The sequence below is a fragment of the Ensifer adhaerens genome (genome assembly GCF_028993555.1).
Lineage (GTDB): Bacteria > Pseudomonadota > Alphaproteobacteria > Rhizobiales > Rhizobiaceae > Ensifer > Ensifer adhaerens_I.
This window is the reverse complement of sequence record NZ_CP118610.1, coordinates 2,637,681-2,654,090: the sequence shown is the minus strand read 5'-3', so window position 1 is coordinate 2,654,090 and position 16,410 is coordinate 2,637,681. Positions and strand designations below refer to the sequence as shown.

19 protein-coding genes are annotated in these 16,410 nt (G+C 62.4%); 7 read left to right on the top strand and 12 right to left on the bottom strand.

Annotated elements, in window-relative coordinates; all coding sequences use genetic code 11:
- Positions 1 to 66: 66 nt before the first annotated feature.
- The 7 genes from PWG15_RS13015 to lgt all read right to left on the bottom strand — a co-directional run bounded on the left by PWG15_RS13015 (position 67) and on the right by lgt (position 6,829).
- Positions 67 to 498 carry a hypothetical protein gene (locus PWG15_RS13015; RefSeq protein WP_275020361.1) on the bottom strand — a complete coding sequence of 144 codons (432 nt, stop codon included), beginning with the start codon at positions 496 to 498 and terminating at the stop codon, positions 67 to 69.
- A gap of 91 nt (positions 499 to 589) precedes the next feature.
- On the bottom strand, positions 590 to 1,522 hold the full coding sequence (locus tag PWG15_RS13010; protein WP_057253136.1) for a ribose-phosphate pyrophosphokinase: 933 nt from the start codon (positions 1,520 to 1,522) through the stop codon (positions 590 to 592).
- Between the two features lie 207 nt (positions 1,523 to 1,729).
- The gene (locus PWG15_RS13005) at positions 1,730 to 2,548 is read right to left on the bottom strand and encodes a hypothetical protein (protein ID WP_275020358.1); all 819 of its coding nucleotides are present in this window, start codon (positions 2,546 to 2,548) and stop codon (positions 1,730 to 1,732) included.
- 180 nt (positions 2,549 to 2,728) lie between these two features.
- Positions 2,729 to 3,880 (bottom strand): M24 family metallopeptidase, encoded by a 1,152-nt coding sequence (locus PWG15_RS13000; protein ID WP_275020356.1) that lies wholly within the window; start codon positions 3,878 to 3,880, stop codon positions 2,729 to 2,731.
- Position 3,881: 1 nt separating this feature from the next.
- Positions 3,882 to 4,676, bottom strand: a complete 795-nt coding sequence (gene pgeF / locus PWG15_RS12995; RefSeq protein WP_275020354.1) for a peptidoglycan editing factor PgeF — start codon at positions 4,674 to 4,676, stop codon at positions 3,882 to 3,884.
- A gap of 150 nt (positions 4,677 to 4,826) precedes the next feature.
- Positions 4,827 to 5,930 carry a class I SAM-dependent methyltransferase gene (locus tag PWG15_RS12990; protein ID WP_275020352.1) on the bottom strand — a complete coding sequence of 368 codons (1,104 nt, stop codon included), beginning with the start codon at positions 5,928 to 5,930 and terminating at the stop codon, positions 4,827 to 4,829.
- Between the two features lie 59 nt (positions 5,931 to 5,989).
- Entirely contained in the window at positions 5,990 to 6,829 is an 840-nt protein-coding gene (gene lgt, locus PWG15_RS12985) for a prolipoprotein diacylglyceryl transferase (protein WP_275020350.1), read from the bottom strand.
- A gap of 214 nt (positions 6,830 to 7,043) precedes the next feature.
- Between lgt and PWG15_RS12980 the strand changes: the two genes are divergently transcribed.
- From PWG15_RS12980 to PWG15_RS12955, 6 genes are all read left to right on the top strand, one after another.
- Positions 7,044 to 7,304, top strand: a complete 261-nt coding sequence (locus PWG15_RS12980) for an accessory factor UbiK family protein (protein WP_275024421.1) — start codon at positions 7,044 to 7,046, stop codon at positions 7,302 to 7,304.
- 448 nt (positions 7,305 to 7,752) lie between these two features.
- Positions 7,753 to 8,253 carry a type III secretion system chaperone family protein gene (locus PWG15_RS12975; protein ID WP_043618087.1) on the top strand — a complete coding sequence of 167 codons (501 nt, stop codon included), beginning with the start codon at positions 7,753 to 7,755 and terminating at the stop codon, positions 8,251 to 8,253.
- 2 nt (positions 8,254 to 8,255) lie between these two features.
- Entirely contained in the window at positions 8,256 to 9,074 is an 819-nt protein-coding gene (proC, locus tag PWG15_RS12970; RefSeq protein WP_275020344.1) for a pyrroline-5-carboxylate reductase, read from the top strand.
- Between the two features lie 351 nt (positions 9,075 to 9,425).
- Positions 9,426 to 10,385 (top strand): LysR family transcriptional regulator, encoded by a 960-nt coding sequence (locus PWG15_RS12965; protein WP_275020342.1) that lies wholly within the window; start codon positions 9,426 to 9,428, stop codon positions 10,383 to 10,385.
- Positions 10,386 to 10,422: 37 nt separating this feature from the next.
- Complete coding sequence (locus tag PWG15_RS12960) at positions 10,423 to 10,764, top strand: tRNA-binding protein (protein WP_223725101.1); 342 nt, start codon at positions 10,423 to 10,425, stop codon at positions 10,762 to 10,764.
- Between the two features lie 5 nt (positions 10,765 to 10,769).
- Positions 10,770 to 11,333 carry a protein-tyrosine phosphatase family protein gene (locus PWG15_RS12955; RefSeq protein WP_275020338.1) on the top strand — a complete coding sequence of 188 codons (564 nt, stop codon included), beginning with the start codon at positions 10,770 to 10,772 and terminating at the stop codon, positions 11,331 to 11,333.
- A 3-nt stretch (positions 11,334 to 11,336) separates the two neighbouring features.
- Here the strand turns inward: PWG15_RS12955 and PWG15_RS12950 are convergent, their stop codons facing one another.
- The 4 genes from PWG15_RS12950 to PWG15_RS12935 are packed head-to-tail and all read right to left on the bottom strand — an operon-like array spanning position 11,337 to position 14,545.
- Positions 11,337 to 11,840: a tetratricopeptide repeat protein gene (locus PWG15_RS12950; protein ID WP_275020336.1), complete on the bottom strand. Its 504-nt coding sequence runs from the start codon at positions 11,838 to 11,840 to the stop codon at positions 11,337 to 11,339.
- 56 nt (positions 11,841 to 11,896) lie between these two features.
- Positions 11,897 to 13,279 (bottom strand): ATP-binding protein, encoded by a 1,383-nt coding sequence (locus PWG15_RS12945; RefSeq protein WP_275020334.1) that lies wholly within the window; start codon positions 13,277 to 13,279, stop codon positions 11,897 to 11,899.
- 32 nt (positions 13,280 to 13,311) lie between these two features.
- Positions 13,312 to 14,013: a response regulator gene (locus tag PWG15_RS12940; protein WP_275020332.1), complete on the bottom strand. Its 702-nt coding sequence runs from the start codon at positions 14,011 to 14,013 to the stop codon at positions 13,312 to 13,314.
- A gap of 55 nt (positions 14,014 to 14,068) precedes the next feature.
- Positions 14,069 to 14,545: a MarR family winged helix-turn-helix transcriptional regulator gene (locus PWG15_RS12935; RefSeq protein WP_275020330.1), complete on the bottom strand. Its 477-nt coding sequence runs from the start codon at positions 14,543 to 14,545 to the stop codon at positions 14,069 to 14,071.
- 270 nt (positions 14,546 to 14,815) lie between these two features.
- Here PWG15_RS12935 and PWG15_RS12930 point away from each other — a divergent pair, with 270 nt between their 5' ends.
- Positions 14,816 to 15,706 (top strand): branched-chain amino acid aminotransferase, encoded by an 891-nt coding sequence (locus PWG15_RS12930; RefSeq protein ID WP_275020328.1) that lies wholly within the window; start codon positions 14,816 to 14,818, stop codon positions 15,704 to 15,706.
- Between the two features lie 180 nt (positions 15,707 to 15,886).
- Here PWG15_RS12930 and PWG15_RS12925 read toward each other — a convergent pair whose 3' ends face one another.
- Positions 15,887 to 16,153, bottom strand: coding sequence for a hypothetical protein (locus PWG15_RS12925; RefSeq protein ID WP_275020326.1), 267 nt, complete (start codon positions 16,151 to 16,153; stop codon positions 15,887 to 15,889).
- Positions 16,154 to 16,410: the final 257 nt, after the last annotated feature.

The following is a 16,410-nucleotide window of genomic DNA, read 5'->3' as shown; positions in this document are numbered from 1 at the left end:
CCGCAACGAAAAACGCCGGCGCTTTGGCGCCGGCGTAAATTTGGGGGAATTCGCGAGCTTGTCTCGTCATTCCGATGTTGCGAGTGCCTCAATCGCTGCAGAACCTAGCTCGTCATCTGAACCAATGACGCTTACCGTCTTGCCCGGTAGCGGAACGAGCCCGCTCTTGATGCCCTCATTTCGTGTCGGGATCAGGCTTACCGTTGCCTCACCGCTCGTTTCGACCTCTACGCATTTCGCTGTTTTCAAGAACCCGCCGGCCGATTTCACCCCCGCTAGGGCGAGCACCGGATCGAATAGGTTTGTGAACAACCTCGGGTGCGGGACATTCTCGCAAGATGCTGCCAGGCACTCCCTAATCGCGCGACCCACTTCTCCGACATCAGTCTTGTCCATACTCAAAACTGGAGCATTGAGAATCCAAAGCCCTACAGTCGTCTTTGATGAACTGTGAACGTAGAGCATGCCCGCGTGCTCATAGATTGTTGCAGCTCTCATTCAGACTCGCCTCGATTGCGCTACTGGTCGCTTAACGAAAAACGCCGGCGCATGGCGCCGGCGTTTCATGAACTCGCGTGTTGCGGTGATCTCAGTCGAAGAGGCTCGAGACTGACTCTTCCTGGCTGGTGCGGCTGATGGCTTCGCCGAGCAGGCCCGCCGTCGTGATCACCCGGATGTTGTGGGCGGACTGGACGGCCGTGGTCGGCTGGATCGAGTCGGTGATGACCAGTTCCTTCAGCATCGACGAGGTGACGCGGGCAACCGCGCCGCCGGAGAGGACGCCGTGGGTGATGTAGGCGGTGACGCTGGTCGCGCCGTTCTTCAGGAGCGCTTCGGCCGCGTTGCAGAGCGTGCCGCCGGAATCGACGATGTCGTCGATCAGCAGGCAGTCCTTGCCCTTCACGTCGCCGATGACGTTCATGACTTCCGATTCACCCGGACGGTCGCGGCGCTTGTCGACGATTGCCAGCAGACAGTCGAGGCGCTTGGCCAGCGCACGGGCGCGCACCACGCCGCCGACGTCGGGCGAAACGACCATGACGTTCTTGAGATCGTAGTTTTCCTTGACGTCGCGCGCCAGGATCGGGATCGCATAGAGGTTATCGGTCGGGATATCGAAGAAGCCCTGGATCTGGCCGGCGTGAAGATCAAGCGTCAGCACGCGGTCGGCGCCGGCTTCGGTGATCAGGTTGGCGACGAGCTTGGCGGAGATCGGCGTGCGCGGACCTGCTTTGCGATCCTGGCGGGCATAGCCGAAATAGGGAAGCACGGCGGTGATGCGGCGAGCGGAGGACCGGCGGACCGCGTCGATCATGATGAGCAGTTCCATCAGGTGATCGTTGGTGGGGAAAGAAGTCGACTGGATGATGAACACATCCTCGCCGCGCACGTTTTCGCCGATCTCGACGAAGATCTCCTGATCGGCGAAGCGGCGCACCGCTGCTTTGCCGAGAGGCAGGTTGAGATAGTTGCAGATCGCTTCGGCCAGCAGCCGGTTCGAATTGCCTGCGAAAACCTTCATTGACGGACCGCCTTGAGCTGGCGCGGTCACCGTCCGGTACTTTTCCGGGAGCGGTGTGTTCCGCGCAGATTCCGAGAGCCATTCCAATCGCGGACATTCTTTGCGGATGGCCGCCGTTCAGAGCTGATCGGCCGCTTTTTAGCGAGACTGAACTTGAATGCAAGGGGAATGCTGCGCCGCGAAGGCCAATATCCTAAAAACTTTGTGTCAACCGGCCTGAGATTGCCGCCATTCGAGGTAGGCGTTGATGGTTTTCGTCGCGATTCCCTGCATGGTTGCCGCCGGCACGCCGCTCCACAAGTCGGTGCCGCCGCCGGGAACGGAGTCCTGCCCCTGAATCCGGTGAAGGCGGTTGCCGCTGCCGTCGAGCACATCCCAGACATAGACGACGGTGGTCTTGTCGCCGTCCTTCAGCGTCGAGAAGTAGCCCTTGAGGATATGTTCGCTGCTGGCATCGCCAGAGCCCTTGATCGTCAGGCCGTGCGCGCGCGCCTCGGCGCCAAGCTGCTTGGAGAGCGGCGTGACGGCCTGGACTGGCGCGCCGATGATCGGCAGGAACCGGATCGTGCCGCTGGCGGCGGCACTTGCCTTCGGCAGCGAAGCGACGCTCGGCTGGTTCTGGATCTCTTCGGCAGCGGCCGCCGTCTGCTGCACTGGCGTCTGTTCCACTGGGGTCGGCTGGTTCTGGATCGTGTTCTGGACGGGCTCGGAACCGGCGGCGAGCCGGCTTGCCTGGGCTTCGAACGTGCCGGCCGGATCGGTATAGGTTGCATCCCCGCTGGCATAGGCCGTCGGGGTGTTCAAAGGGGCCGGCTGAGGAGAGTAGGCGGTCGTCTCGCTGACGGGTTCGCGCTGTACTGGCACACTCTGTGCCGACATGGAGTCGAGGTCGGATTGCGTCACAGGCGGTGAGCGAAAGGTTCCCGCGCCGACGTCGACCTGCGGCGTCAGCATGTCGGTGCTGTTGCAGCCGGCCAGGGCAACGAGAAGGCCAAGGCCAAGAAGGGGCGTTGAGAGCTTTCGCATGTTCAAACCGTCCGTTTCGTCGCGGCAGTTTTCCCAGATCATTTCCTTGTTTCGCCGAAACAAGGAATGATCGAGCGTTTCGAAACCACGCAATTCCGGACGGAAACCGTTTCACACCTGGAATTGCTCTGAACCGTCTCCTGTCGTCTGCCAGTTCAAAGCAATTCTAGGCGGATTTCCCTAAGCAGAAATGAAGTCCAGGCCGTAGCGCGACAGCGTACGCGGCGTGTCTGATGTGGTGAGGTAGGTCTGGCCGAGGGTCATGGCGGTGCCGCTGTCGGAATCCATGATGATCATGTGCACGAACAAGGACATGTTCGGCTCGATCTCCTGTGGGTTGCCGAGGTGGAACATCTGGTGCTCCATCCAGGAGGGCGAGAAGCGGGCGCCGAGCGAATAGCCGCAGGCGTTGAGGCGATGACGGGCAAGGCCGCGCTCGTCCATGATCTTGGCATGCATGTCGAACACGGTGCCGAAGGTATTGCCGGGACGGAGCACCATCTCGATCGCCTGGATGGTTTCGCGGCAGGCGCTGTAGAGTTCGCGGTGACGGTTGGTCGGCTCGCCGATGACGACGGTGCGCATCATCGCGGCATGATAGTGGGCGCTGGTGCCGGCCCATTCGAGTGTGAGCTGGTCCTGGCTGTCGAGCACGCGACGCCCGGACTTGTAGCGGCAAAGCAGCGCGTCGGCGCCGGAGCCGATGATGAATTCGTTGGCCGGATAGTCGCCGCCGCCGGCGAGAATCCTGCCCTGCATCGCCGCGAGGATGGCGGCTTCGTTGCCGCCAGGACGGATCAGCGGCAGTGCAGCATCGAGCGCATCGTCGGCAAGGCTTGCCGCCTTCTCGACATAGGCGATCTCGGCGTCGCTCTTGATGAGGCGCAGGCGGCTGACGAGGTACGAAGCGTCGATCAGCTCGCCGAAGGTCTGGAGCTGGCGGTCGAGCAGGCGGGCGACACGGCCGGTCATGCCGTGGGTGTCGTATTCGACGCCGATGCGGCAGCCGAGCAGATCGAGTTCGCTGAGCAGGTTCTTGAGATCCAGGGTCGGATCGGCATTGGCCCGGTCCACCCAGATCTCGATGCGCTCGATGTTGGAGGTGTGGCGTGCCTGGCGCAGGTCGGCCGAGCGCGTCAGCAAGACCATCGAGCCGTCCTTCTTCACGACAAGCGTCTGGAAGAAGCAGTAGCCGAAGGTATCGTAGCCCGTCAGCCAGTACATGCTTTCCTGGGCAAAGAGCAGCACCGCATCGAGCTTCTCTTCGCGCATCTTCTCCGTCAGCCGCTCAAGACGGCTTGCATATTCTTCCTGGGCAAATTGAAGCGCCATGTCAGGTCCCCCGTATGCAAATGGCGGAAATCTGTCGGCCGTAGTCCGGTTCCTGCCTGTGTGTCGTCCGGCGGTAGGAGAAGAAGCGCTCCTCGTCGGCATAGGTGCAGATATCGAGATTTTCGGCGGTAACGCCGGCTTCGGTCAACCGCCGGATCGTCAGACCCGGCAGATCGAACATTGCGTGGCCGTCGCGGTCGGACGGCCTGAAATAGGAGGCGTAGCTGTCGTTCGCCGAAACGAAGCGCTCGACGAACTCGGCGCCGACTTCGTAGTTGCGACGGCTGATCGACGGGCCGAGGCAGGCGACGATGCGATCGCGCCGGGCGCCGAGCGTGACCATCGCGTCGATCGTGCTTTCAAGAACGCCGCCGAGCGCACCCTTCCAGCCGGCATGGGCCGCGCCGATGACCTTGGCCTTCGCGTCGGCAAAGAGAATGGGGCCGCAATCGGCGGTCAGGACGCCGAGCACGATGCCCGGTGTCGCCGTCACCAGCGCGTCGGCCTCGGCGCGCGTGCCGTCATAGGTTCCGTCAACGATGACGGCGTCTGGGGAATGGACCTGATGCAACGTCGCCAAGCGCTCCAACGGCGCGCCAAACCAGCCGGCGACGCGGGTGCGGTTCTCGTTGACATGGGCTCTTTCGTCCTTCGAACCGAGGCCGACATTGAGGCCGCGATAGAGCCCTTCGGAAACGCCGCCCTTTCGGGTGAAATAGCCGTGGGCGATTGCCGGCCCGGCCCTCTCGCCGAAGAGCGAGCTTTGCACGGGAGAAAGCGCGGCGTCATGCTGCATCGGTATATTTGCCTTTGCTTTATGAAGAAATTCAATGGGTTTGGGGGCGCGCTGCGGCCCGGCGACTGGCGGCTGATTTGCCGGCGCGATGTTGACCCGCGACGGCTGGGCTGTCAATTCCCGAACGGTGGAGTGCCGTCCGGAGAGGCGTCACGACTTCGGTTTGCGGAAGGGCGACAGGGGTACCGGCGGACTGCTGACGGCGAGAACCTTGAAGAGTTCCCCCATCTTTCCGACCCCTGCACCTGCGAGCCTTTCCACGTCCTGGCGAATGCCTTCCTGGGTGAGCGCGTCCTTGTCGCGGCCAAGGGCCGCGGCGCGGTCGAGAAGACCGAGGCCGACTAGAAAATCGCCTTGGTGGGCGAGGCCGTTGATCTGCACGTTGTCGGTCTTCGCACGGCGGGCGAGTTGCTCGAAATCGACATGGCTGGTGAGATCGGCGCGACCCGGACTTGCGAGCGGCGGATCATATTCGTGGTCGCGCACCGCCTGCAGCGTATCGCCATAGCCGGTCGCCAGATGGCCATAGTCGATGATGACGGCGGTGCCGCCGCTGATCTTCAGCCGTTCGCAAAGGGCGGACATGACAGCATCGCGGGCGGGGGCGATCTCGAAGATCGTGCCTTCTGCGACACCTTGCGCCGGCGTTGGCAGCAGGTCCGGATCGATGCCGGCGACGCCGGCGGCAAAGGTCAGTTCGTCATCGGCATCAAGCCCGACCATGCGTTCGCGGAACCCTTGTGCGGTGCGCACGAATTGCCGGATCGGAATGGCATCGAACAGCTCATTGGCGGCCAGCAGCAGGAAACCTTCGGGCAAAGTCTCGAAGCTTGCGTGCCACTCGACCTTGTTGCCATGGGCGGCAAGGGTTTCGGACTGGATCTTGCGCAGGCGCTCGCTGGTTTCGACGAGGTGCACGCCGGCGGAGGCATAGAGTTCGGGTGCGAGGCGGCGCACCACACGCAGCATGTCGGCCATCATCGTGCCGCGGCCGGGGCCGACCTCGGCGATCACGGCATCTTCAGGCTTGCCGTGCTGCTGCCATGCGTGGACGAGAAAGACGCCGATCATCTCGCCAAAGAGCTGGCTGATCTCCGGCGCCGTGGTGAAGTCGCCCTCCTTGCCGAACGGCTCGTGCACCCGGTAGTAGCCGTGCTCCGGGTCTGCCAGGCAAAGCGAGAAATAATCGGTGATGCTGATCGGCCCGTGAGCCTTGATCAGCGCCTTGATCTTGTCCGCAAGTGGTGTCGTCATGCCTTCGTCCAGTTAGCGGTAAGCGGCCGGAAAGCCACATACCTTGCCTCGTCCGCTTCTCAAGCGGCAGCCGCGCGGCGCGCCCGGGTTATCGCCCAGATGCCGGCGAGCGCCATCGGCAGCGAGAGCACCATGCCCATCGTCAGCCAGCCGCCGACAAGATAGCCGATCTGCGCGTCCGGTTCGCGGAAGAATTCGACGAAAATGCGGCTCAAGGCATAGCCAAGCACGAAGATGCCGGTGACGAGGCCCGGCGACTTCAGCGCCTGGCGACGGTAGATGAACCAGGCGAGCACACAGAGAAGCACAAGGCCTTCGAGTGCGGCTTCGTAGAGCTGGCTCGGATGGCGGGCGAAGGGGCCGCCGGTCGGGAAGACGATGGCCCAGGGCATCGAGGAGAGACGGCCCCAGAGCTCGCCATTGATGAAATTGGCAATACGGCCGAAGAACAGGCCGATCGGAACGACGGCCGCGACGATATCGAACAGGCTCCAGAGGGCGATCCGGTTCTTGGCTGCAAACAGGATCATCGCAAGCGTCGTGCCGAGGAAGCCGCCATGAAATGACATGCCGCCGTTCCAGATTTCAATGGCGCGGATCGGATTGGCGAGCACGGAGCCGAGATCGTAGAAGAGGATATAGCCGATGCGGCCGCCGAGAACGATACCGCCAGCGGCCCAGAGCAGGAAGTCGTCGAGTTGCTGCAGCGTGACTGCGGGCGTCTCGTTGCGCCAGAGTGTCGTGTTCATCGCCAGGCGGCGTGCATAGAACCAGCCGATGAGGATGCCCGCGACATAGGCGAGCCCGTACCAGTGGACGGCGAGAGGCCCGATCTGGAAGATGACGGGGTCGATTTCGGGAAAGGGAAGGATGGCGAGACGGGTCGCTAGAGTTTCCAAGATATGTTCTCGTGCCTATTCTCGTACAGGGGCCGATCGTTTCGGCGGAACATGGCGAGCGATTTCCGCCGGGTCAAGGCGCCGATGCGCGGGCTTCGGACACAGCGACGTGATCTGGCATGTGATTTTCCTTGCATCCGCTCGCCGCTGATCCTACCTGAAATTCATGACCGCATCGCAATGCGAGGCGATGGCTGAAATGGAGATCGCGACGATGAGCACAGGCGCCAACCGCATTCTGGATGACTTTGCCAAGATGATGACCGATGCCGCAGGTGCCGCCCAGGGTGTGCGCCGCGAGGTCGAGACTGCCTTCCGCGCACAGGCCGAACGTGCGTTGAACTCGCTCGACGTGGTCAAGCGCGAGGAGTTCGAGATGGTCAAGGAAATGGCGATCAAGGCGCGCGAGGAAAACGATGCGCTGCTCGCCCGCATTGAGGCTCTGGAAGCGCGCCTCGCCGAGGCCGGCAAGTAACGCGATTCCGCCGAAATAACGGTGTTTCGGCGTTTTTACTTCGCCCGCGAACTGGTTTCGCGGGCGTTTTGCTGTCGTTAATCCTGGGGCGATTGAAGCGGCGTTAAGGCAGGTTAATAAAACCTGAAAAGTTTTCCACCTGTGGACACTGCCAAAAAACCCTTATGGCAGAGTCGGTTAAGCTCCAGCGCTTCATCCAAATGACAACGTGGACGCGATTCATCCCGGCTATTTTTCGGCCCGGGGGCTGGCAGCCTGACTCCGCCATTATACACTGATTTTAAATGATGATTCGAAACGAACCACGCAAGCTCCGGGCAGGGTAAGTCAGCCAGGATGGATGTGAGTTCAGCAATCATAGTGTGTTTGTAATCGGTGTTGGGTTTGCAGCGTTGCGTCTTGTGAGCGTGATGATGCGTGCCTGCTCCACACCTATGCAGGGTGATGCATGAGCCTTTTGGAAATGGAAGTCGAGCGCCAATCCAACCCGGTCGATATGATCGAGTTCGTGGCTGCCAATAACGACTGGTCGTTCGAACGATCCGGCGAAGACGAAATCGCCATGACGGTCGAAGGCAAGTGGGCAGACTACCACGTTTCCTTCTCCTGGATGGAGGAGTTCGAAGCTCTGCACCTTGCCTGCGCCTTCGACATCAAGGTTCCCGAAAGCCGGGTCAACGAAGTCATCCGTCTGCTTTCCCATATCAACGGGCAGGTGCTGATGGGCCACTTCGACCTGTGGCGCCAGGAGGAAGTGGTGATCTTCCGCCAGTCGCTGCTGCTTGCCGGCGGGGCAGAGCCCACCAACCAGCAGGTCGAAGTCCTGCTTTCGAGCGCACTCGACGCTTGCGAATCCTATTATCAGGCGTTTCAATTCGTCGTCTGGTCCGGCATGGACGCGCAGCGCGCGGTCGATGCGGTCCTGTTCGAAACGGTTGGAGAGGCTTGATCATGGCGAACGCCGCTTCCGGTCCCATCGTACTCGTCGGCGCCGGCAACATGGGCGGCGCCATGCTTTCCGGCTGGCTGAAGAGCGGCGTCAAGGGTGCCGACGTGCTCGTCGTCGACCCCGGTCCGCCGCCGGCCATGGCCAAGCTCATTGCCGACAATGGCGTGACACATGCGACCTCGGCGCCGTCAGGCGTTCAGGCTGGCGTGATCTTCCTTGCGGTCAAGCCGCAAGTGATGGACGTCGTCTTGCCGCCGTTGAAGTCGCTCGTTGGTCCGGATACCGTCATCGTCTCGGTCGCTGCCGGCAAGACGCTCGCTTTCATCGAGACGCATCTCGGAGCTGCTGCCACGGTTCGCGCCATGCCGAACACGCCGGCGATGATCGGCCGCGGCGTTACCGGTGCCTTTGCCAATGCACGCGTCAGCGAAGCCCAGCGCGCCCAGGTTCACGATCTGCTCAAGGTCAGCGGTCCGGTCGAATGGGTCAGGACAGAAGCGGAGATCGACGCCGTGACCGCCGTCTCCGGCAGTGGTCCGGCCTATGTCTTCTACCTCGTCGAGTGCATGGCGGAGGCGGGCCGCAAGGCTGGCCTCGAGGCGGACCTCGCCATGCGGCTTGCGCGGGAAACCGTCGCGGGGGCTGGCGAATTGTTGCACCAGTCCCCGGACGAAGCGGCGCGGCTGCGCCAGAACGTGACCTCGCCCGGTGGTACGACCGCTGCGGCGCTCTCCGTTCTCATGGCTGACGACGGCATGCAGCCGCTGTTCGACAAGGCGATCGCAGCCGCGCGCAAGCGGGCGGAAGAACTGGCTGGCTGAGCGCACAAGGTGTCAGCCGCCGCAAGCCCCCGATAAGGGGAGTGCCCTATGGCGTGCGCGTGGAGAAGGCGCCTGCGCATGTATCACGTTCATGCCGCGATTGCCGGCTGAACAGCAGCCTCCAGATCGCGCGGACTGACCGGTGACACATGTTGCCGATCGCGGTGCTGCGCTGGCGTCGCGCCAAAGAATGGAGCTGGTAGCTCACCGGTACGTCATTCCGCTGTTCTTCCATCTCGCGCACCCCCTCAAGCTCGGCTGCCTGAATTTGTGGTCCAGGCTACCGCCTATCGTCTGCCGCGATAATCCATGTTAAATTCCGTTCATCTGTGACGATATGGAATAGATCGAATGGACCGGCAGGAAGCCATGGCGGTGTTTCTCGCCGTCGTCGAGGAGGGGGATTTCTCGGCGGCCGCGCGGCGGCTGCGCATGACGCCGTCGGCGGTCAGCAAGATCATCGGCCGACTGGAGGCGCGCCTCGGCGTGCGTCTGCTGCAGCGATCGACGCGCAGCATCAGCCTTACCAGCGAAGGCAGTGCCTATGCAGAATCGGCCCGTCGCATCCTCGGCGACATCGAGGATGCGGAGTTCGCGATCCAGCCGGGCGCCGAGCCGCGCGGTCGTCTGCGGGTCAGCCTGCCGAGCGCCTTCGGCCATCGCCTGATCGTCCCCATGCTGCCTGATTTCATCGCGCGGTTCCCCGCGATCGATCTGGAACTCGACTTCAGCGACGCGATCGTCGATCTCATGAACGGTGATGCGGATGTCGCCATACGGGTTGCCGCGCAAAACGACAGTACCTTGGTGACGCGACGCCTGGCATCAAACCGCCGCGTCATCTGTGCGGCGCCGGGATATCTCGAAAGGCACGGCGTTCCCGGAACACCCGACGACCTGCAGCGGCACGTCTGCCTTGCCATTACCGCCCACGGCCGCCTCAACGTCTGGGAGTTCCAGGATGGCACCGGCCGGCATGCGATCCGCGTTCGTGGCTCCGTCGAGGCCAACAGCACGGAGGCGCTGAGGCGGCTCGCGCTTGCGGGCATCGGGATCGTGCGGCTCTCCGAAATCCTTGTCGGCGGAGATATCAGGGCGGGCTTGCTGGTGCCGCTTCTGACCGGTTGCAATTACGCCGAGGCGGAGCCGATCACCGTGGTCTACCCGCACCGGCGTTTCCTGTCGCCACGTGTGCGCGTCTTCGTCGATTTCCTTGCCGAGCAGTTCGCGCGTCTCCCCTGGGAAGAGGCAAGATTTCACGGGGAGCCTGCCGATGCCGGTGCGCTTCCGGAATCTCCCCCGATGCTTTAAGCCCGGCGGCTGAGGACTTTTCACAAAGGGAATTGCCATGGCCGAAACTATTGAATTTGCTGATTTCGAGCGTGTCGACATTCGCGTGGGCACGATCGTCGAGGCAGAACCCTTTCCGGAAGCGCGCAAGCCTGCCTTCAAGCTGAAAATCGATTTCGGCCCTGAGATCGGCATAAAAAAGTCATCGGCACAAATCACGGTGCACTATCGTCCGGAAGATCTCGTGGGGCGGCAGGTGCTGGGTGTGGTCAATTTTCCGCCGCGTCAGATCGGGCCTGTCCGCTCTGAAGTGCTGACGCTGGGCTTTGAAGACGAGGCCGGCGCGATCGTGCTGGCTGCCACCGAACGGCCGGTCCCCAACGGCAAAAAATTGATGTGATCCCCATGACCATTGCATTCGAACTGATCCCCGAGCGCGTCAAGGTGTCGTGCCTCTGGCGCGCTGCCGATGCCGCGCGCGACTGGCGCGCGAGCCACGTGCTGTCTCTGCTCGATCCGGAATTGCCGGATGCCAACGTGCCCGTCATCACTGAGGCGAGCCACCGGGTCGTGCGCATGCGCGATCAGGAAAACCCGACCGCCACCCAGCACTTTCCGGATCTGGTCCTGGAAGTGTTCGAGACGATGCGCCCCGCAGCCGAGGATGCTTCAAGCCGCATTCTCGTGCATTGCCACGCCGGCGTCAGCCGATCCACCGCTTTTGCCTATGGGCTGATCGCCCATCAGCTTGGCGCCGGCCGCGAGGATGAAGCCTTCCAGGCGCTGCTGTCGATCACCCGCAAGCCCTGGCCAAACCGGCGGATCATCGAGATCCTCGACGCGGCGCTTGGCCGCGACGGGCAGCTGCTCGCGCCGCTTGATGCCATGCGCGCGCGCCATCCGCGCCGCATCGACGCCTGGCACCGCTTCAACGAACGGCGTGGCCTGACGTCGATCTATAAGCGTTAGCGTTTACTGGTCAGCCAGAAGCGTCTCGGCGTAGCGCTTGAGCGAACGATTATAGCGGGGGAGGTGGCGCGACAGGCTGCCGAGCGCAAGCGCGGCCGCTTCTTTCGTGCGACCGGCGTCGACCAGGCAAAGCGCCAGGAACGCGGCAACCGCATCGTCGAGTTCATCCGACGGCTTGCTCCGTTCGGCGGTGAGCAAGGCGACGCCTTCGCCGGCCCGCCCGAGATTGCGCAGCGTGCTGGCAAGCTGGATGGTTGCGCGCCGCCGGCGAATTCCTTTGAGGCCGTTTTCCAGCGCCTGCCGATAGAGAGGTTCGGCTTCCGTCTCATGGCCGGTCGAATCCTGCGCTGAGGCTCGTTCGAACAGGCCTATGGCGTGCCCCGCCGGCAGTTCGGCTGCAAGCGCCTCGACGCGAGCGATGAAGGTTATGGCGTCGACGGTGTCGAAGGCAGCCCACAGCTCGGCCAGCCGTCGTTCCCAGTCGTCCCAGTCGATACCGTTCGACACGGCGCGCTCCCTCGTCCATTCCCCGGGCGAGTCAGTGGCCCGTCAGCGCAGCGACGTCAAGCCGGCACGCGCACCGTTGCCCTGAGGCCGCCGAGCGGGCTGTCTCCAAGAGTGACGTTGCCGCCGTGGCTGCGGGCGATGTCGCGGGCGATGGCGAGGCCAAGGCCGGTGCCGGAACTGTCGAGATTGCGGGCTTCATCGAGACGGAAGAACGGCTTGAACACATCCTCGCGCGAGCGCTCGGGAATGCCTGGGCCATCGTCGTCAACGGTGATGGTGAGCCACTTGGCACTGTGGCGGGCGTCGATGTTGACGGTGTTGGCGTAGCGATAGGCGTTCGAGGCAAGATTGGCGACCAGGCGGGTAAAGGCGTTCGGCCGGACACGAACCTCGTCTTCGCCCTCGATGGATGTGGTCAGGGTCTTGCCGAGCAGTTCGGCTTCCGCCGCAAACCGGGTCATCAGGTCGCTGAGCTTCAGCTGGCCGACATCTTCCTCCGCCTCGCTGCGGGCGAAGGCGAGATAGCCCTCCAGCATGTTCTGCATGTCCTCGACATCCTGGTTCAGGCCGTCGAGATCCGGGTTGTTACCGGCGAGCGCCAGCTGCAGCTTGAAACGGGTAAGGATGGTTCGGAGATCATGGCTGACGCCGGTCAGCATCGCGGTCCGCTGTTCGATCTGGCGTTCGATGCGCTCGCGCATCTGGATGAAGGCAAGGCCGGCGCGGCGGATCTCGTCGGCCCCACGCGGCGCGAAGTCGTCGATCTTCTGGCCCTTGCCGAAGCTTTCAGCTGCCTTGGTCAGCGCCAGGATGGGCCGGATCTGGCCACGCAGGAACAGGATCGCGATCGCCAGCAGCACCAGCGATGCGGCCACCATCCAGACGAGGAAGATGTGGGTGTTGGAGGCATAGGCCTGGTTGCGCCGGGCATAGACACGCAGGATGCGGCCGTCGTCGAGCTTGATGCGAATCTCGACGAGCTTGGAGTTGCCGACCGTATCGATCCAGAAGGGGCGGCGGACCTGGTTGGAGATCTCTTCGCCGAGGATCTGGTCGAGGATTTCGAAGAACGGGCTCGGCCGAGGCGGCGGCAGTTCGCCGGGCGGCTCGACGGAAATGCTGAGGTCGAGCTGCTCGCGGGCGATGCGGATGATTTCGGCAATGTTGCGGTCGTCCGGGAAGGTATCGATGAGGTCGACGATCGCGGCGATGTCGCCGGTCACGGCGGCCGACAGGCGTTGTGTGACCAGTTGCCAGTGGCGCTCCATGAAGATGAAGGCGACGACGGACTGCAAGAGCACCATCGGGATGATGACGATAAGCAGCGAACGGGCATAAAGACCCATCGGCAGGCGGCGGCGCAGCCAGCGCGTGAAGCGCCTCCAGGCGTTGTCGCTGGAGCCTGCCGCTCCGCGCTCTATGCCGTCAAAGCTTGCCATGGGACGCCGCACTCATCGGAAGGACTGCCATCTCAGTCCACGCTCAGCCGGTAGCCGATGCCGCGCACCGTCTGCAGCCAGACGGGATTGGATGGATCGTCCTCGATCTTGCGCCGGAGGCGATTGATCTGCACGTCGATCGTGCGCTCGCCGACCTCGGCGTCGTCGCCGATCAGCTCGTGGCGCGGGATGGTTTCGCCGGCGCGCTGCGAAAAGAGCGTCATGATCTCCTGCTCGCGGTCGGTGAGGCGGATGTGATCGGCGCCGCGCCGAAGCTCCTTGCGCACCACCGAGAAGGTGTAGGGGCCGAAGATCACCTGATCGACCTTGGGCGCCTGGGCCGGCTGGTTGCGGCGCAGGATATTGTTGATGCGCAAGACCAGTTCGCGCGGATCGAAGGGCTTCGACAGATAGTCGTCGGCGCCGGCCTCGAGGCCTTCGATGCGGGAATTCGATTCCGCCAGCGCCGTCAGCATCAGGATCGGCACGGTCTTGATCTGCCGGAGGCTATGGGTCAGCGAGATGCCGCTTTCGCCCGGCATCATCACGTCGACGATCAGGAGATCGAAGTCGAGGCCGACGAGCTTGCGCCGCGCCTCGTCCGCATCGGACGCGGTCGTCACGCGAAATCCCTGTTCGACCAGATAGCGGTTGAGCAGGTCGCGGATGCGCCGGTCGTCGTCAACGACCAGAAGGTGAGCCGCATCGTCCGAGACAGTCGCTTTTGTCGTCATTCCACGCTTCCCTGGTTCCAGGCTTCCGAGCCGCCTGCCGGCGGTGGGCCTCGTGTCAGTCTTCGGCGTTCTTCATTCCGGCGAGAAAGCGCTTGACCGTTTCCCGCGCGCCCGGACCCGTTCTTGCCAATGCATCGGCTATGCGGCGGGACTGTGGCTCGGCCAGCGCCCGCGCCAGCGCCTGGCCTTCCTCTGTCGTATAGAGCATGCGCTGGCGCCGGTCTTCAGGGCCGGTCTCCTGGCGGATATAGCCCGAATCGATCAATTGCTTGAGCACGCGCGCCAGGCTCTGCTTGGTGATCTTCAGCGTCTCCAGGAGGTCGGCGACCGTCATGCCGGGCTCGCGGTCGACGAAGTGGACGACCCGGTGGTGTGCCCGTCCGAAGCCGCTCTTTTCAAGGATCGCGTCGGGATCGGAGGTGAAGTCGCGATAGGCAAAGAAGAGCAGCTCGATGATTTCGAAATCGATCGTGTCATCATCGGCGGCGGCATCGGTGAGATACCGGGTGTTCTCTTTGGATTGGCCGGCCACGCGGTCATTTCCTTTCAGCCAGATTGCAACTTGCGAAACATTCGGAAAAATACGTCAGCTTTATTGACATATTTTTACCGCACCATTAGCGTCCTTGCTCGGTAAGCGAGACATTTGGCGTTGGCAACACCTTCAAAAGGATATGCCGCGCCGTTCCGATCGCAAATCCAAAATCACGAAATTGAATTTTCCCTCAATCAGTTTGCCGATAAACTGAAAGCAGGACGATAATCAACTAAGAATGGCGTATATGCGCCGGAGGATGACACCATGGCAGCGGTTCCTTTTGATCAGTTGGACGGAGAAATCTGGTTCAACGGCGAGTTCGTCGCATGGAAGGACGCCAAGATTCACGTGCTGACCCACGGCCTGCATTATGCGAGCGCGGTCTTCGAGGGCGAGCGCGCCTATGGCGGACGCATCTTCAAGCTGAACGAGCACAACCAGCGCCTTCATCAGTCGGCCGGTATCCTCGGCTTCAAGATTCCCTATTCGGTGGAAGAACTGGATACCGCGAGCGTCGAGCTTCTGAAGCGCCAGGGCTTCTCCGAGGCCTATGTGCGGCCGATCGCCTGGCGCGGCAGCGAAAGCATGGGCGTTTCGGCCCAGAACAACCGCATCAACGTGGCCATCGCCATCTGGCAATGGGGCAGCTACTTCAACCCGGCCGAGAAGCTGAAGGGCATTCGCCTCGACATCGCCGAGTACCGTCGCCCAGATCCGCAGACGGCACCTTCGAAGTCCAAGGCGGCCGGCCTCTACATGATCTGCACCATCTCCAAGCATGCGGCGGAAGCCAAGGGCTATGCGGATGCGATGATGCTGGACTATCGCGGCCGGGTAGCCGAAGCGACCGGCGCCAACATCTTCTTCGTCAAGGACGGCGTCATCCACACACCGGTGCCGGACTGCTTCCTCGACGGCATCACTCGCCGCACGGTCATCGAGCTTGCCAAGCGCCGCGGCTATGAGGTTGTCGAGCGGGCGATCATGCCGGACGAACTGCCGAGCTTCAGCGAGTGCTTCCTCACGGGGTCCGCTGCCGAAGTGACGCCGGTTTCCGAGATCGGTCCCCATCGCTTCACACCGGCGACGATTTCGGAAACGCTGATGAACGACTACATGAAGGAAGTCTATCCGGTTGCTGCGGCCGCCGAGTAACGGCTCCGCACCTACAGCGCCGCGCGTCTTATGAGACGCGCAAAGGTCGTTGTAGCACTTTGAATTGCTGCATGTTTTGTCCTTCAATCGGCTACGATTGAGGGAAACATGCAGTGGTTCGAATGCAGAAAAGGCGGCCATTGGCCGCCTTTTGTCTTACTACGGAGATGATCGCCGGTTTCAGGCCGTCTTGCCGAGGAATTGCCCGACAATACCGCTCAGCACGCCACCGCCGACGAGACTGCCGATGGCCTGCACGGCAAGGCCTGTCGCGGCTGCTTCGCCGCCGAGCATCTGAATGAGGAAACCTCCGCCCAGGCCGCCGATCGCGCCGACGATGGTCCGTGCGACGACACCGAATGCCTGCTGCTTCAACACTGCGCTGGCCGCGTTGCCGCCGGCCGCCCCCGCGATCAATTGGGTAATGATAGGCATTAATGCTTCCATTGATCCCTCCGTGTCGTGGCTCGTCGTGGACGGGCCACTAAAAGCCGATGATCCGGCACCGATAGGTTGAAGCCGAATCTGGATTGTTGTCAATTTGAATGAAATGACCGCCCAGGTTGAATGAAATGACCGCCCAGGCAACCGTACCCTAGCCTATTGAAATGGTTTGATTTCAGCTGAAATCGGCGTTTCGTGGCGCCAAAGGGAGAAGGGTGCGCCGGCGTTAAGAAGGATCGGTTTCAGTCTTCGCGTCGTGA

Bases quoted from the DNA above. Each gene is read 5' to 3' on its own strand.
- PWG15_RS13015 (WP_275020361.1), bottom strand. From the start codon at position 498: ATGAGAGCTGCAACAATCTATGAGCACGCGGGCATGCTCTACGTTCAC.
- PWG15_RS13010 (WP_057253136.1), bottom strand. From the start codon at position 1,522: ATGAAGGTTTTCGCAGGCAATTCGAACCGGCTGCTGGCCGAAGCGATC.
- PWG15_RS13005 (WP_275020358.1), bottom strand. From the start codon at position 2,548: ATGCGAAAGCTCTCAACGCCCCTTCTTGGCCTTGGCCTTCTCGTTGCC.
- PWG15_RS13000 (WP_275020356.1), bottom strand. From the start codon at position 3,880: ATGGCGCTTCAATTTGCCCAGGAAGAATATGCAAGCCGTCTTGAGCGG.
- pgeF (WP_275020354.1), bottom strand. From the start codon at position 4,676: ATGCAGCATGACGCCGCGCTTTCTCCCGTGCAAAGCTCGCTCTTCGGC.
- PWG15_RS12990 (WP_275020352.1), bottom strand. From the start codon at position 5,930: ATGACGACACCACTTGCGGACAAGATCAAGGCGCTGATCAAGGCTCAC.
- PWG15_RS12980 (WP_275024421.1), top strand. From the start codon at position 7,044: ATGAGCACAGGCGCCAACCGCATTCTGGATGACTTTGCCAAGATGATG.
- PWG15_RS12975 (WP_043618087.1), top strand. From the start codon at position 7,753: ATGAGCCTTTTGGAAATGGAAGTCGAGCGCCAATCCAACCCGGTCGAT.
- proC (WP_275020344.1), top strand. From the start codon at position 8,256: ATGGCGAACGCCGCTTCCGGTCCCATCGTACTCGTCGGCGCCGGCAAC.
- PWG15_RS12965 (WP_275020342.1), top strand. From the start codon at position 9,426: ATGGACCGGCAGGAAGCCATGGCGGTGTTTCTCGCCGTCGTCGAGGAG.
- PWG15_RS12960 (WP_223725101.1), top strand. From the start codon at position 10,423: ATGGCCGAAACTATTGAATTTGCTGATTTCGAGCGTGTCGACATTCGC.
- PWG15_RS12955 (WP_275020338.1), top strand. From the start codon at position 10,770: ATGACCATTGCATTCGAACTGATCCCCGAGCGCGTCAAGGTGTCGTGC.
- PWG15_RS12945 (WP_275020334.1), bottom strand. From the start codon at position 13,279: ATGGCAAGCTTTGACGGCATAGAGCGCGGAGCGGCAGGCTCCAGCGAC.
- PWG15_RS12940 (WP_275020332.1), bottom strand. From the start codon at position 14,013: ATGACGACAAAAGCGACTGTCTCGGACGATGCGGCTCACCTTCTGGTC.
- PWG15_RS12930 (WP_275020328.1), top strand. From the start codon at position 14,816: ATGGCAGCGGTTCCTTTTGATCAGTTGGACGGAGAAATCTGGTTCAAC.
- PWG15_RS12925 (WP_275020326.1), bottom strand. From the start codon at position 16,153: ATGGAAGCATTAATGCCTATCATTACCCAATTGATCGCGGGGGCGGCC.